A 12,963-nucleotide genomic window follows, 5' to 3' on the forward strand; every position below is an offset into this window, starting at 1 on the left:
GCAAAGATCGAGACCAATCACTGATTCGTGAAAAGTACTTTTAAAACAGTAGGTTGGACGCAAAAAAGGCGGGACGGAAGTTTTGCCGGAGCGCCTGCGCGAGGGAGCTCAGTAGGCCACTCTCAAGGTGGTACCGAGCTGCCTGGCCTCGCCGACCACCACCCCGTAGTCGCCAGAACCGAGCTGACCACGCACGGCGGTGATGTACTGCCTGTCAAACAGATTGCGAACCCATAGCTCAAGTTCCCAACCACCATCGCTGCGGCCAAGACCGAAGCGCAGATGGGTGAGCGCATAAGTCGGCTGCTGGCTGCCGGCACCACCTTCCAGAGTGCCCTGCGATGCACTGCGCAAGCTGTAATCGAGCCCCGCGAAGACGGCCAGGCCCTGCTCCAGCGGCTGGCGATAATCGAGACCAGCCGTGACACCCCAGCGCGGCGCATTGAACAGCCGCTGCCCGCTCAGATCGCATGTCCAGCTCTGGCTTTGCGGTGCACAGGGCGCGTTGGCGAAGTCCCGGTAGCGGGCATCGCTGTAAGCGACGCCCAGTCGCAGTTCGATCTGTTCGCTGGCGCGCAGACGGCCGTCCAGTTCGACACCACGCAGGCGAACCTGGCCGACATTGATCAGGTTGTCGCGCAGCGGCGGGGAGAACGCATCGGCCGGCGGGCTGTTGGTCAGTGCCTGGTAGTCGTCGACATCGGTCTGGTACATCGCAAGATCCAACCAAGCGCGCTCGTTCCACAACCACTGCTTGAGGCCGACCTCCAGCGACGTGGCTCGCTCGGCAGCGAAGGTGGGTTGTGCATAGCGGCTGGTCACATCGAGGTTGATGCCCCCAGCCTTGTAGCCACGTGACCAACTCGCGTAGCCGAGCAGGTCATCGTTGAAGCGGTAGCTGATGCTCAGGTGGCCAGACAGATTGTGCTCGTCGATAGCGTCGCGTCGATAGTAGTCCCCACCCAGCGCCACCTGGCGCAGCAGCGGGCCGCCCCACTGCCACAAGGGATCCAGCGGGTCGAGCGGGTTGGACACCAGCGGCGCCAGGTTGGAGACCGTGCGCGACAGCCAGGCACGCTTGCGTTCATGGGTGTAGCGCAGGCCTGGAGTGACTGCCAGGCGCGGCGTAAGGTGCCAGGTCAGTTGGCCGAACAGGGCGCGGCTCTCGCTGCGCTGCTCGCTGTCGAGATGTTGCTGGGCGCCTTCGAGCAAAGACGCCGGGATGACGCTTGGCGGCAGGGAGCCGAACGGCGGCTGGTTCAGCTCGGGCCGATCACCCAGGAAGAACGCCGCCGCATCGCCACCGAAACCCACGCCGATGTCACGCGCCAGGTTCTGCCTCAGGTAGTAGAGCCCGGCCACATAGTCGAGTTGCTCATGGAGCGAACCGGCCAGGCGCAGTTCCTGGCTGAACTGCCAGTGCTTCAGGTCGGCACTGCCGGCTGCGACCGCCAGGCCGGTGCCATCGGCATCCAGCCGGGTGTCGTAACGCCAATCGCGATAGGCGCTGATGCTGGTCAGCGTGGTGCCGTCGTCCCAGTAGCGGTTCAACTCCAGCGAAATACCGTTCTGCCGCACATCGGCGAAACTTTCCCGGTCATGATCGACCTCGCGGGCGTAGGGGTCGATTGGCGGCAGTGCATAACCCACATAGGCGCTGCGTTGCACGGTCGCCCGGCTGTAGTTGCTGGCTGCCAGGGCGACATTTTCGCGGCGCTGGTCGTGATCGAGAATCAGCCGTGCACTGAACCGCTCGTCCGGCTGCCACAGCAACTGGCCGCGCAGCCCCTGCTCATCACGCTCACGCGATGAAACGCCTGGATGAAGATTGTCGACCGCCGCCTCACGCTGGCTGTCGTAGCCGGACAGCCGCCCTGCCAGTACGCCCTCTACCAGTTCGCCAGACAGTACCCCGCGATAGCGGCGCAGTCCGTCTTCGCCTATCGTCACCTCGCCGTTGGCCTGAGGATGGAAGGTGGGCAGGCGACTGTAGAAATTCAGCGTGCCGGCGGTGCTGTTCTTGCCATACAGGGTGCCCTGCGGGCCACGCAGCACCTCGACACGCTCAAGGTCGAAGAGAGTGCCGAGGGACATACCCGGTCGCCCCAGGTAAACCCCGTCGACGAACACCCCAACACTGCCGTCCAGCCCATCGTTGTAGCCGCTCGAACCCAGCCCACGTATGGCGTAGCTGGCCTGCCGCGCATTGGGTGCGGCCAGCGACAGGCCAGGTACTCGCTCCGGTAGCTCACTGGCGCGCATCAGCCCTGCCTCGTCGAGTTGCCGCCCCTCGATCACGCTGATCGCGATGGGCACGTCGCCAGCCTTCTCCGGGCGCTGGCGGGCATTGACGCTGAGGTCATCGAGTTGTAGCAGCGCCGGCTCCTCGCCGGCCACCTGCGCCAGTGCCGTGCTGCCGAGCAACGCCAGCAGGCCGGGCCAGCACGGCCACAGACGCCTCATGCCAGAGCCTCCACTCGCTCGCCCGGCAGCGCCAGGTTCAGCTCAAAGCTGAAGCGGCTACCTGACACGCCGTCGCTCTGTACCTGCAGGGCGCTGCCCATGGCCTGCAACGCCTGAGTGACGATGGCCAGACCAAGGCCACTGCCCTCGACTGCCTCGACTCCCGCGCCTCGCTCGAAAGGTTGCAGCAGGCGCTGCTGGTCGTCAGGGTGTATGCCCGGCCCCGTATCTGCCACCTGCAGTTGCAGGCTTAGCCCAGCAACACCACGCGGCAGGCAGCTCACATGTAGCTGGATGCGACCGTCACGGGTGAACTTGGCGGCATTGCCCAGCAAGTTCAGCAACACCGTGCGCAGGCGCCGGAAATCGGCACTCACCTGCTGCGGTACATCCGTCGCCAGGTGCAGCTCAAAATCGTTGGCTTGCCGCCGAGCCAGCGGCTCCACCTCCTCCGCGATCTCCCGCAGGAAGAGGTGCAGATCACCCGGCACCTCATGCTGTGGCTGCTCGCTGTGGGAGAACTCCAGCAACTCGTCGATCAACGCCAATTGGCGGTGAGCACTGCGTGCGATCCGCTGTGGATAGTCATGGCGACTCTCGGCGACCAGACGCCACGCATAGTCGACGATATCCAGCAATGGCGTGCGCAGGTCATGAGTGATGCGTGCCAGCATCGCCCCACGTGCCCGTAGAGACTCGCTCAACTGCTCGGTACGGCGTTGCACCATGCCTTCCAGCCGGCCCTGTTCCGCCTGACGCAGATCCTCAAGTTCGCTGCGCGCCCGCATCGCTCGCTTGCGGCTGCGGTAAAGCTCGGTGAGCAGCGTACAGGTCAGCATCACCACCCCCGGAACGATGGAGGAGAGGCTGAAAAAATCCTGGCGCGACTGCCAGATCACCTGGTCAGCCTGCAGCACGTAGCGCATGAAGAACTGCACCAGATACAGCAGCGGCACGGCCCAGGCCATCCAGATCAGCGATACCCCGCGGTACCAGGCGACCAGCAAGGTCAGCGGCATCAGCAGGTAGACGGTGAAGCGTCTGAGCAGATCGGTGAAGGCGCCGCCCTGCGCGTGATCTAGCAAGAGCGTCCACAGATGGCTGCCGATGAACAGCACCAGCAAAGCGCCGTACAACACCCCCCAGTAGCGCGGCAGATGACGCACCTGCAGCAGCACGCGGGCATAGCCCAGGAAGCAGGCGAAGCTGATCACGCTGACCAGCGAACGGATCACGTCGCTCCACGGCAGCAACGCCGGCCAATGGGTCAGATAGCCGTTCAGCACACAGGTCACGACGATATAGCTGAGCACGGTTGCCGCGTGCGCGAGCAACAAGGGCGAGCGCATGATGGCGCCTACGATCAGGCTGAAAGGCACCACCAGCAACACGATCCCCAGGCTCAGGCCATCGACCAACGCACTGATCTGACGCTGCATGAGCATCGCCTGCGATGACCACAGGATAGGTTCGACGATCAGCGCCGAGCGGCTCGTCGCGCGAATCAACACCCTACCGTCGTCCTCGGCGTACAGGGGGAAACTCGGCTGGCGCGCCAGTACCGGCCACTCCTCGGCGGGATAGGCACTGCCGGCATGCATGCGCTGCCATTGGCCAGCGCGCTGGATGAACACCTGAATATCGTTCAGGCGCGGATCGCCCACCGTCAGCCAGCGCATGCACTCGCGGCTCGCCACATCGGCCAGGGAGAAGCGCACCCAATACGCAGAATGGGTGTAATTGGCGAACAGATAGCCCTGTTCGAGGTTGCTGAAAGCCTGATCCGGCAAAGCCAGAATCTGCTCCAGACGCAATTGCGCGCCACGATCCTCGAACGCTGCCAGGTGCTCGAGGCGCGCAGGTGATTGATCGGCACATACCGTGGCTACGGCCATCTCACTGACAACCAGCAGGACGAACAGCAGCGCCAGACGCATCATGCCGTGTCCAGCAACCTGGCTATCTGTTCGAGCAACTCGCCGCCATCGGCAGGTTTCAGCAGCGCGGCATCGAAGGCCAAGGCCGGGCTGCAGGATGCTGGGCGCAGAGGCGGCGCTGCGGAGTACAACAATACCGGTAGCGCTGGATACGACGTGCGAACCGCCGACAGCAACTGCCAGCCGTCCATCACCGGCATCATCTGATCGGTGATCAACAGGTCGAAGGCCGTCTCTTCGAGCGCCAGCAGAGCCTGGGCGCCGTCTTCGGCGACGAAGGTATCGAAGCCATAGCCACCGAGCAGATCGCTGATGCTTTCGCGGTTCTGCTCGGTGTCATCGACGATCAGCACACGACGGTCTTCGCCACGGATGGCAATGCCGCGGCTCTCTTCCATCACCACGTCGAGTTCGTGCTCATCGGCAGTCGCCAGCAGCAGGTGGAAGGAGAAGCAGCTGCCGTGTCCCGGTCGCGTATCGATCAGCAACTCGCTACCCATCTGCTCCAGGAGTTGATTGACGATCGACAACCCCAAACCGCTGCCCTCGTAGCGCCTGGCATTGCGCCCGCGGCTGAAGGGCTGCAGCAAATGTTCACGATCTTCCGGATGAATACCGATGCCAGTATCGCTGACGCTGAAAGACAGCTCCACTTCATCAACTTCGGCCCTGACCAAGCTCACGCTGAAATCGATCCGGCCCTGGTGCGTGAACTTGCCGGCATTGGCCAGCAGGTTGACCAAAATCCGCCGCAGGCGGCGGAAATCGGCCTGCACCAGCGGCGGCAGATCGACACCGAACTGACAGTGCAACTGATTGCCCTGGCGCTGAGCGAAGAAGCGCGCCTCGTCCTCGATCTCACTCAGAAAGCCGTACAGGTAGCCGGGCGCCAACACCAGTTCCTGCTGTTGCAATTCACTGCGCGAGAACTCCAGCAGCTCGTCGATCAGCTCCAGCTGACGGCGCGCATTGCGCTCGATCTTCTGCGGATAATCCTGACGGGTCTCGGCACGCAGCAGGCGGGCATAGTCGATAATGCTCGACAGCGGCGAACGCAGATCATGAGTGATGCGTGCCAACAGCGAACTACGCGCACGCAAGGATTCGCGCAACTGCTCGGTACGCCGCTCCACAGTGTTTTCCAGACGCTCGTGCTCGGCGTTGCGCTGGGCATCCAACTCGGCCAGGGCCAGGCGCTCGCGGCGCCGGCTATGGGCAAACTCCATGATCAGGGTGCAAACCAGCAACAGCACACCGGGCAGGCTGGAGGCCAGCCCGAGAGAGTCCTCGCCGTACTGCCACGCGGCATCGCTGATGCCGAAGACATAACGCGCCAGTGCCTGCAGGGTAAAGAAACCACTCAGCGACCAGGCCAGCCAGCTCGGCCGCAGGCCACTGTGCCAGGCGGCCAGGCAGAGCAGCGGCACCAGCACGTAGAATACCCAGCGCAACTCACTAAACAGGCCGCGGGTGACGGTGTAGTCGAGCAGCACCCCCGACAACAGCAGGCCTCCGAGCAGCAGCGCGCTGATCATGAGCAGCGTACGCCAGAATCCGGACATCTGCCGCACCTTGAACAGCACATACAGGTACGACATGAACAACAGCAGGGCCGTACAGCCCATCAGGCTGCTGACTTCGCTACCGTAGGGCAGCAGCGCAGGCAGGTAGAACAGGTAGCCATTGGCGATGCACGCCAGCATCACGTAAGCGAGGATCGCCAGGGCGTTGATCACCAGCAGCCCGGAACGAATCTGCAAGCCGACGATCAGGCTGAACGGCACGATCAGCAGCACGATGCCGAAAACCAGGCCGTCCGCCATGTACAGTTGCGGGCTGTTCTGCAGCAATTCCAGCTCGCCCCACAGGCGCGGCTGAATCATCAGCACGCCGCGAGTCGTCACCCTCGCCAGCACCTCGACCTGCTCGCCCTCCTCCAGCATCAACGGAAACAGTGGAGTACGTGTGCGGGTCGGCCATTGCTCGATGGGATAGTCGCGTCCGGCGTGCATCCGATTCATCTCGTCGCCACGCCGCACATAGACCTGTACATCGTTGAGCCGGGGCTCGCCTACGCTCAACCAGTTGGAACAGGAGGCATCCGCAGGGGCGCTGAGGGTGAATCGCAACCAGAAGGCCGAGTGACTGAACTCGATCGGAAAAGAGCCTGGCGGCAGGCTCCAGAAATCCTGTTCGTCTGCAGCCAGCACCCGTTCCACGCCCAGCTCGCGGGAGGCGTCCTCCAACACCCGGATCGGCACATCACCGTCGAGATGGCAGGACGGCCTGCCATCTGCCGCCAGCGCCTGTTGCATAAGCATCAGCAACAGCGCAAGCAGTAGACAACTGCTCCAGTTGGGCAGCGCCCCGCTCAACTCGGCTCTCGCATCTGCTGGCGAAATTGGCTGGGCGTCATGCCCTGACGCTCACGGAACGCCGTGGTGAAGTTACAGGCGCTGCGAAAGCCGATCAGCTCGGCGATGTCCTGCACGCTCATGCCACTACTAGTCAACAACTCCTGGCCCTTGCGCAGGCGTGCCTCGCGGACGTAAGCAAAGACAGTGGTTTGCAGATGCTGACGGAAGATCGCCGATAGACGCTTGTCATGAGTGCCGACCTTGCGGGCGATCTCGGCCAGCGAAGGCAGATCCGCCAGGTTCTGCGCGATCAGGCGCATCGCAGCCTGCAGAATCACTACCTCTTCATCCACCGGCTCGAGCGGATTGTCGATCGCCCCCTGCGGCTGTCCGGTACGCGACAGCTGCAGGTGAATGCGAATGCGCGCCATGACCTCGGCGGCTTCGAAAGGCTTGAGCACGTAGTCGACGCCGCCCATCTCCAGGCCTTCGAGGCGCTCTTCGAGGCTACCGGCCGAGGTCAGGAAGATGATCGGCGTATTGCGCGTGGCCGGTGCCTCGCGCAGCAGACGGCATAGGGTGAAGCCATCCATCTGCGGCATGCGCACATCGAGCACGATGAGATCGGGGCGCAGAGCCAGGGCACGTTGCAGCCCCTGCCGGGCTTCGCTGGCCAGCGATAGACGCCAGCCCTGGGCACGAATTTGCTGCAGCAGCGTTTGCAGCGCTTCCGGCATATCGTCGATCACCAGAATCAACGGACTCTGAACGGCTTCTTTGCTTGCGAACATGACTACTCGTTTCCCTTCCAGGTGTGAGGAAACCGGTAGCAATCCCCTCAAGCAAAACCTTCGTCCGCTCCAGCAAAAGCCCGTGTTCGGAGCGGCGCATAAGATAGCGCATTGCCGGGGGAAGCTGAATGAATGACCGTTCACACGGATCGAACACTACGTACCGAAAACAGCAACTGCAGACCAACATGGCCGCCAGGATGCTGGGTGATCTCTATTGGTTCGTGCAGGTGGTCGAGGCCGGCAGCTTCTCTGGAGCGGCTGATCGCACTGGCGTGGCCAAGTCCAGCTTGAGTCGGCGCATCGCCCAACTGGAACGTGCGCTCAACGTGCAACTGCTCAATCGCAACACCCGGCTGTTCGCCATGACCACCATCGGCGAGCAGATCTATCGCCACGCCCTGGACATGATCAACGCCATGGAAGCGGCGCTGCTCTGTGCACTGGAAACCAACAACACGGCCAGCGGCCTGATCCGTCTGGCGGCGCCCAGCTCATTATCGGAGTGGACGCTCAATACCATGGCCAGCTTCCAGCGCAGCCACCCCAGTGTGCAGTTCGCCCTGACATTGGAAGACGGCTCGCTGGATCTCGCCGCCCAGCGCCTGGATCTGGCATTGAGCCTCGATGAGGTGCCCACCGACAGCAGCACCCTGGTGGCCCGGCCGCTTGCCGAGCTGACCATGGTGATCGTCGGCACGCCAGCCTTGCTCGCCCGGCTTGGCAACCCGAAACACCTCGACGAGGTGGGTGACGAACACCTGCTGACGCTTGGCACCAACACCCTGCCACGGCCCTGGAAGCTGCAAGCCGGCCTGCGCGATATCCATCAGCCGGCGCTGCTGGCCGATAACACCAATACCCTGCTCAAGGCGGCCCGAGCCGGCCTGGGGCTGGCATGCGTACCGCTCTATGCCTGCAGCGAGGATCTGATCGAGCAGCGCCTGCAACGTGCCTGTCTCAGCGAGCAACTCTGCCCAACGATCCTGCATGCCCTTACTCCGCCGCACAAAGGGATCACCTCGACAGCCCGTCAATTGATCGAACACATGCGCCAGCGGCTGATCAGCAAGGAACGCCAAGGCATCAGCCTGCTCTTCGAAGCCGCGCCTGGAGAGCGAGACCGATGAACTACAAACGCCCTTATCTACAACCTCTGCCGACAGTGAGCCTACCCGTCAGGCGTCATGCGCTGCCCCGCCAGGGCTTTGCGCTGCCTTTGCCTCGCCGCGATGAACCCTGCCAGCATCAAGCCGCCGCCGAATACCAGGCCGCTCGCCTGAGCAAGCTGCTCAGAAGCCAGCCGAGTCCGGAACAGTCGGACATGGCCAATGCCCTGCTGCAGGAGCTGGTCGAGGCCTATCGCCTGGCATTGCACAAAGCCAGACAGGGCTGAACGCTCACAGGCCGCTGAACAGGTCATTGGCGTCGAGCAGACGCCAGGCGATTTCCGGGCGCTTCTCCATGGCCCGGCGGATCGCCGCCGGGATGCTCTGCCGCGTCTTGCGACACAAACCAGGATGCGCATCGAAGCGCATGTGAATGCCGCGCATGCTGCGTACCTCGCCATACGCGGGTTCGATATGCAGGCGAATGCCCAGGTTTTCGAACATACGCTGCTGCATGCGTTCGAGGTCTTCAAGACTTTGCAGGTTTTCCAGACGCTCGAGCAGGCGCTGCTCCTCGTTGCGAGTCAACAGCAACACACGTGTGTCGGCGCCCGGCCTGGCCAACAGCTCATCGCGTTGACAGTCACAGGCACCCGGCGGGCAGGAATTTCGTATGGGCAGCGGAGAATTCATGGCCCTGATCATAGCCATCGCCGCAGGCGCTGCCCATCCACGCCTATCGGCTGGCTTGCCAGTGCGGCAGACTCCGTTAAGCTGACGCTATTCCCCCCCGATGCAAGGATGAACACCATGTTGCGCCTCACCACGTTCGCCGCTGGCCTGCTGCTCTCGGCCAACGTCTTCGCCCTGTCCCTCTCCGACCTGAGCCAGCAGGACGCCAGTGGCGGCCTGAAAGACGCGCTGATCCAGGGCGCCCAGGTGGCCGTCAAGCAGTTGGGCGCTCCCGGCGGTTTCAGCAACAACCCGGACGTGCGCATCGAGTTGCCGGGCAAACTCGGCAAAGCCGCCAAGACCATGAAGATGATGGGCATGGGCGCCCAGGTCGATCAGCTCGAAGAGAGCATGAACAAGGCCGCCGAAGCCGCCGTGCCACAAGCCCAGGCGCTGCTGGTCGATGCCGTGAAGAAGATGACCGTGGCTGACGCCAAGGCGATTCTCAGCGGCGGCAATGATTCCGCCACGCAGTACCTGAACAAGAGCAGCCGCGAGCAGATTCGTGCCAAGTTCCTGCCCATCGTCAAGCAGGCCACCGACAAGGTCGGCCTGGCCCAGCAGTACAACGCCTTTGCCAGCCAGGCCGCCAGTTTCGGTGTAGGCGACGCGAAGAACGCCACGGCCGAAGGCTACGTCACCGAGCAGGCGCTCAATGGCCTGTTCGAGATGATCGCCAAGCAGGAAGCCAGCATCCGTGAGAACCCGGCCGCAGCCGCCACCAGCCTGGCGAAGAAGGTGTTCGGCGCTTTGTAAGAACCAGTTCACGATCTGCTGCGCGTCGGCCCTACTGCGTTAAAAACAGGCTGGAGCGCCAGCCCGGTCGGAAGCTGCTTGCAGCTAACGCGCTTTAGCGCGGCCCGAAGGGCGAACGAAGTGAGTACTGCTCATTTACCGCTTGTAAAGTCGAGCGCGACTCCGACCGTTCCTCACCTGTTTTTGCGGGATCGCCATCGGTGTTGTATGGCTCTAGCTCGCGAGATCGTGAACGGGTTCTAAGACTGAGCCACGCAGTGCGAACGCCCCGTTCGGCCCCTCGCCGACGGGGCGTTTTCATGTCTGCTGAAGCGCGATACCGGCAAGACGAACAAGCTTGCCTCAGTGCTGACCGACCAGAGCAAGCTGGGGACGCGCGAACAGGTAGCCCTGCATGTAACGAATACCCAGCTCGCTCAGCGCATCACGCTCCCCTGGGGTCTCGATGCCTTCGGCAATGATTCGAATGCCCAGGCGTCGAGCGACCAGCACGATCCCGGCGACTATGGCCTGGCGCACCGGATCATGGTCGATGCCACGGGTCAGCAGCATGTCCAGCTTGAGAACGTGCGGCTGGAAAGCCGCCAGCAGGTTGAGCCCTGAGTAACCCGCGCCGAAGTCATCGATGGCGGTAGTGAAACCCTGTCGCCCATATTCGGTGAAGATTCGTTTGAGGTGCTCGGCATCGTGAATCTGCTCGCCCTCGGTCACCTCGAACATCAACCGCTCACGCGGGAAATCGAAGCGCCTGGCGGCTTCCAGGGTGGCGCTAATGCAGGTCTCGGCACGATAGATCGCATTGGGCAGAAAATTGATGCTGAGCAGGCAGTCGGGAATCCTGTGCAGGCCGAGGTGCGCCGCCAGTTCGATGGCCTTGACCCGGCACGCCTGATCGAAGCGATAGCGATTGCCGTCGTTGACCCGCCCGAGTATCTCCCCCGCAGACTCGCCATTGAGCCCGCGTACCAGCGCCTCGTAAGCGAACGGCCGCTGCTCCTCGACATCCAGGATCAACTGGAACGCCATGGTGAAATCGAACCCCAGCGCTGCGGGCTTATGGCACTCGGCACAGCCAACCGCACGAAAGGGTTCAGGGAAGATGCTCTGGCTGACAATGTCCATTGAACGGTTCCTGATCAGGAGAAGACGCCGGCTGCTGACGAATCAGAGCTTGAAGTGATCCACCTGTCTTTCCAGGGACAGGGCCAGCTGCTGCAGATCCCTTGCCGTGCGTGCGGTATCGGCCACGGCCTCGCTGTTCTGCATCGACATCTGCGCGATGCGCTCGACGTTGCGCGCCACGTCCTGGCTGGCCACCGTCTGCTCGCGTAGAGCCAGGGAGATCTGATCGACCACACCGACCACGCGCTCGGAGGCCGCACGGATGGTGACGATTGCGTCGCCGGCCTGATTGGCCTGCTCCACCCCGCTACTGACCTGCTGCACGCCGACCTCCATGTTGCCCACCGCATTGCGCGTACCGGTCTGGATCTTCTTGATCATCTCGGTGATCTCCTGCGTGGAGTTGGCGGTGCGCTGCGCCAGCAGGCGCACCTCATCCGCCACCACGGCGAAACCACGTCCCTGCTCACCGGCACGCGCAGCCTCGATGGCGGCGTTGAGCGCGAGCAGATTGGTCTGGTCGGCGATTTCCTTGATCACGTTGACGATGGAGGAAATCTGATCCGAATGCTGGCCCAACTCGGCGATCTGCGCCGCCGCTCCCTGCACCGTGTCGGCGATGCGCTGCATGCTCGACAGCGTACTCTGGATCACCGTACCGCCCTCGGCCGACTGCCTTCCCGACTCGCTCGACAGGCCGTGAGCCTCGTTGGCGTTGTCGGCGACATGGTTGATGCTGACCGTCAGTTCCTCGACCGTGGCCGCCATGCTGGAGGCCGCATGCGACTGCTCCTGAGTCGATACCGACAGCTGCGTGGACGCACTGGAAATGTTTTGCGCCGACGCCACCAGTTGCTCGGCACCAGAGCGAATCTGCCCGATCATTTCGCGCAGGCGATCCTGCATGGTGATGAAGGCATCGAGCAGCACGCCAATTTCATCGCGCCCTGCCTGCTCGATCTTCGAATCGAGACGGCCATCGGCGACCCTGCGAGCGACTTCGACCACCTGCTGCAGACGCCCGGCAATACTGCGCGACATGGCGAGCGCCACCCCGACGGAAAGCACCGTGGCCAACAGTCCGCCGAGCAGAAGGATGGTGAGCGACATCGACTTGGCGCTGTTCATGGCCACGGTGCGTTGTTCGAGCAGCGCGCTTTCTTCCCCACGGATATCGTCCAGCAACTGCCGCATGGCGTCCATCTTCGCCTTGTCATGGCCGGCAGCGATCTGCTCGACGACGGCATCCAGGCCCCTGGCACCGCTCGACACCTGGCGACGCAGTTCGACACTGCTGTCGATGTCCTCGCGCAACCACTGGTCATGCAGCGCCTGCAACTGATCGAGGCGGCGCTGCTGCGCCGGGTTGTCACGAGTCAGTTGACGCAATTGCGCGAAATGCGTCTGGAAACTGCTCTCGCCAGCGGTCAGGGGTGCGAGGAACTGCTCACGCCCGGTCAGTGCGAACCCCCGCATGCCGGTCTCGATGTTGATCAGGCTGACCAGCAAGGAGGCTGACTCATTGATCACGTTATAGGTGTGGATGTTCTTTTTCACCGTGCTGTCGACCTGATCGAAGCCTCGCCATGTTGAAAGCACGAGCCCGACGATGACCAACAGGACGAGACCGAAACCCGCATACAACTTCTGAGACATGCTGAGATTGGCAAACATCGAAGACCTCTGAGCTGAGGAA

Annotated in this window: 10 protein-coding genes and 1 pseudogene; 3 read left to right on the plus strand and 8 right to left on the minus strand. The window is 62.9% G+C overall.

Going from position 1 to position 12,963, the window contains the following annotated elements; all coding sequences use genetic code 11:
- Window positions 1–108: 108 nt before the first annotated feature.
- The 4 genes from HS968_RS17515 to HS968_RS17530 are packed head-to-tail and all read right to left on the minus strand — an operon-like array spanning window position 109 to window position 7,548.
- On the minus strand, window positions 109–2,463 hold the full coding sequence (locus HS968_RS17515; RefSeq protein ID WP_182367627.1) for a TonB-dependent receptor: 2,355 nt from the start codon (window positions 2,461–2,463) through the stop codon (window positions 109–111).
- Window positions 2,460–4,403: a sensor histidine kinase gene (locus HS968_RS17520; protein ID WP_182367630.1), complete on the minus strand. Its 1,944-nt coding sequence runs from the start codon at window positions 4,401–4,403 to the stop codon at window positions 2,460–2,462. Before HS968_RS17520 ends, HS968_RS17515 begins: the two co-directional genes overlap by 4 nt.
- Window positions 4,400–6,775: a hybrid sensor histidine kinase/response regulator gene (locus tag HS968_RS17525; protein ID WP_182367633.1), complete on the minus strand. Its 2,376-nt coding sequence runs from the start codon at window positions 6,773–6,775 to the stop codon at window positions 4,400–4,402. The genes HS968_RS17520 and HS968_RS17525 overlap by 4 nt, the downstream gene beginning before the upstream one ends.
- Window positions 6,772–7,548 carry a response regulator transcription factor gene (locus HS968_RS17530; protein WP_182367635.1) on the minus strand — a complete coding sequence of 259 codons (777 nt, stop codon included), beginning with the start codon at window positions 7,546–7,548 and terminating at the stop codon, window positions 6,772–6,774. The genes HS968_RS17525 and HS968_RS17530 overlap by 4 nt, the downstream gene beginning before the upstream one ends.
- 188 nt (window positions 7,549–7,736) lie before the next feature.
- Here HS968_RS17530 and HS968_RS17535 point away from each other — a divergent pair, with 188 nt between their 5' ends.
- Together HS968_RS17535 and HS968_RS17540 are read left to right on the plus strand one after the other, a co-directional pair.
- A complete protein-coding gene (locus tag HS968_RS17535; RefSeq protein ID WP_182367637.1) occupies window positions 7,737–8,678 on the plus strand; it encodes a LysR family transcriptional regulator in 942 nt (313 codons plus the stop codon).
- The gene (locus HS968_RS17540) at window positions 8,675–8,944 is read left to right on the plus strand and encodes a hypothetical protein (RefSeq protein WP_182367639.1); all 270 of its coding nucleotides are present in this window, start codon (window positions 8,675–8,677) and stop codon (window positions 8,942–8,944) included. The genes HS968_RS17535 and HS968_RS17540 overlap by 4 nt, the downstream gene beginning before the upstream one ends.
- Before the next feature lie 4 nt (window positions 8,945–8,948).
- On the opposite strand, the gene HS968_RS17545 is transcribed toward HS968_RS17540, so the two are convergent.
- Complete coding sequence (locus tag HS968_RS17545; RefSeq protein WP_182367641.1) at window positions 8,949–9,350, minus strand: hypothetical protein; 402 nt, start codon at window positions 9,348–9,350, stop codon at window positions 8,949–8,951.
- 117 nt (window positions 9,351–9,467) lie between these two features.
- Here HS968_RS17545 and HS968_RS17550 point away from each other — a divergent pair, with 117 nt between their 5' ends.
- Window positions 9,468–10,145: a DUF4197 domain-containing protein gene (locus HS968_RS17550; RefSeq protein WP_119692916.1), complete on the plus strand. Its 678-nt coding sequence runs from the start codon at window positions 9,468–9,470 to the stop codon at window positions 10,143–10,145.
- 342 nt (window positions 10,146–10,487) lie between these two features.
- Here HS968_RS17550 and HS968_RS17555 read toward each other — a convergent pair whose 3' ends face one another.
- The 3 genes and pseudogenes from HS968_RS17555 to HS968_RS26790 form a co-directional block, all read right to left on the minus strand.
- Window positions 10,488–11,267, minus strand: a complete 780-nt coding sequence (locus HS968_RS17555; RefSeq protein WP_182367643.1) for an EAL domain-containing protein — start codon at window positions 11,265–11,267, stop codon at window positions 10,488–10,490.
- Between the two features lie 42 nt (window positions 11,268–11,309).
- Window positions 11,310–12,173, minus strand: a complete 864-nt coding sequence (locus HS968_RS26785) for a methyl-accepting chemotaxis protein (protein ID WP_407681664.1) — start codon at window positions 12,171–12,173, stop codon at window positions 11,310–11,312.
- A gap of 39 nt (window positions 12,174–12,212) precedes the next feature.
- Window positions 12,213–12,941, minus strand: a pseudogene (locus HS968_RS26790) (CHASE3 domain-containing protein); the annotation flags it as partial.
- Window positions 12,942–12,963 lie beyond the last annotated feature (22 nt).

The organism is Pseudomonas berkeleyensis (assembly GCF_014109765.1).
Taxonomy (GTDB): Bacteria; Pseudomonadota; Gammaproteobacteria; order Pseudomonadales; family Pseudomonadaceae; genus Aquipseudomonas; species Aquipseudomonas berkeleyensis.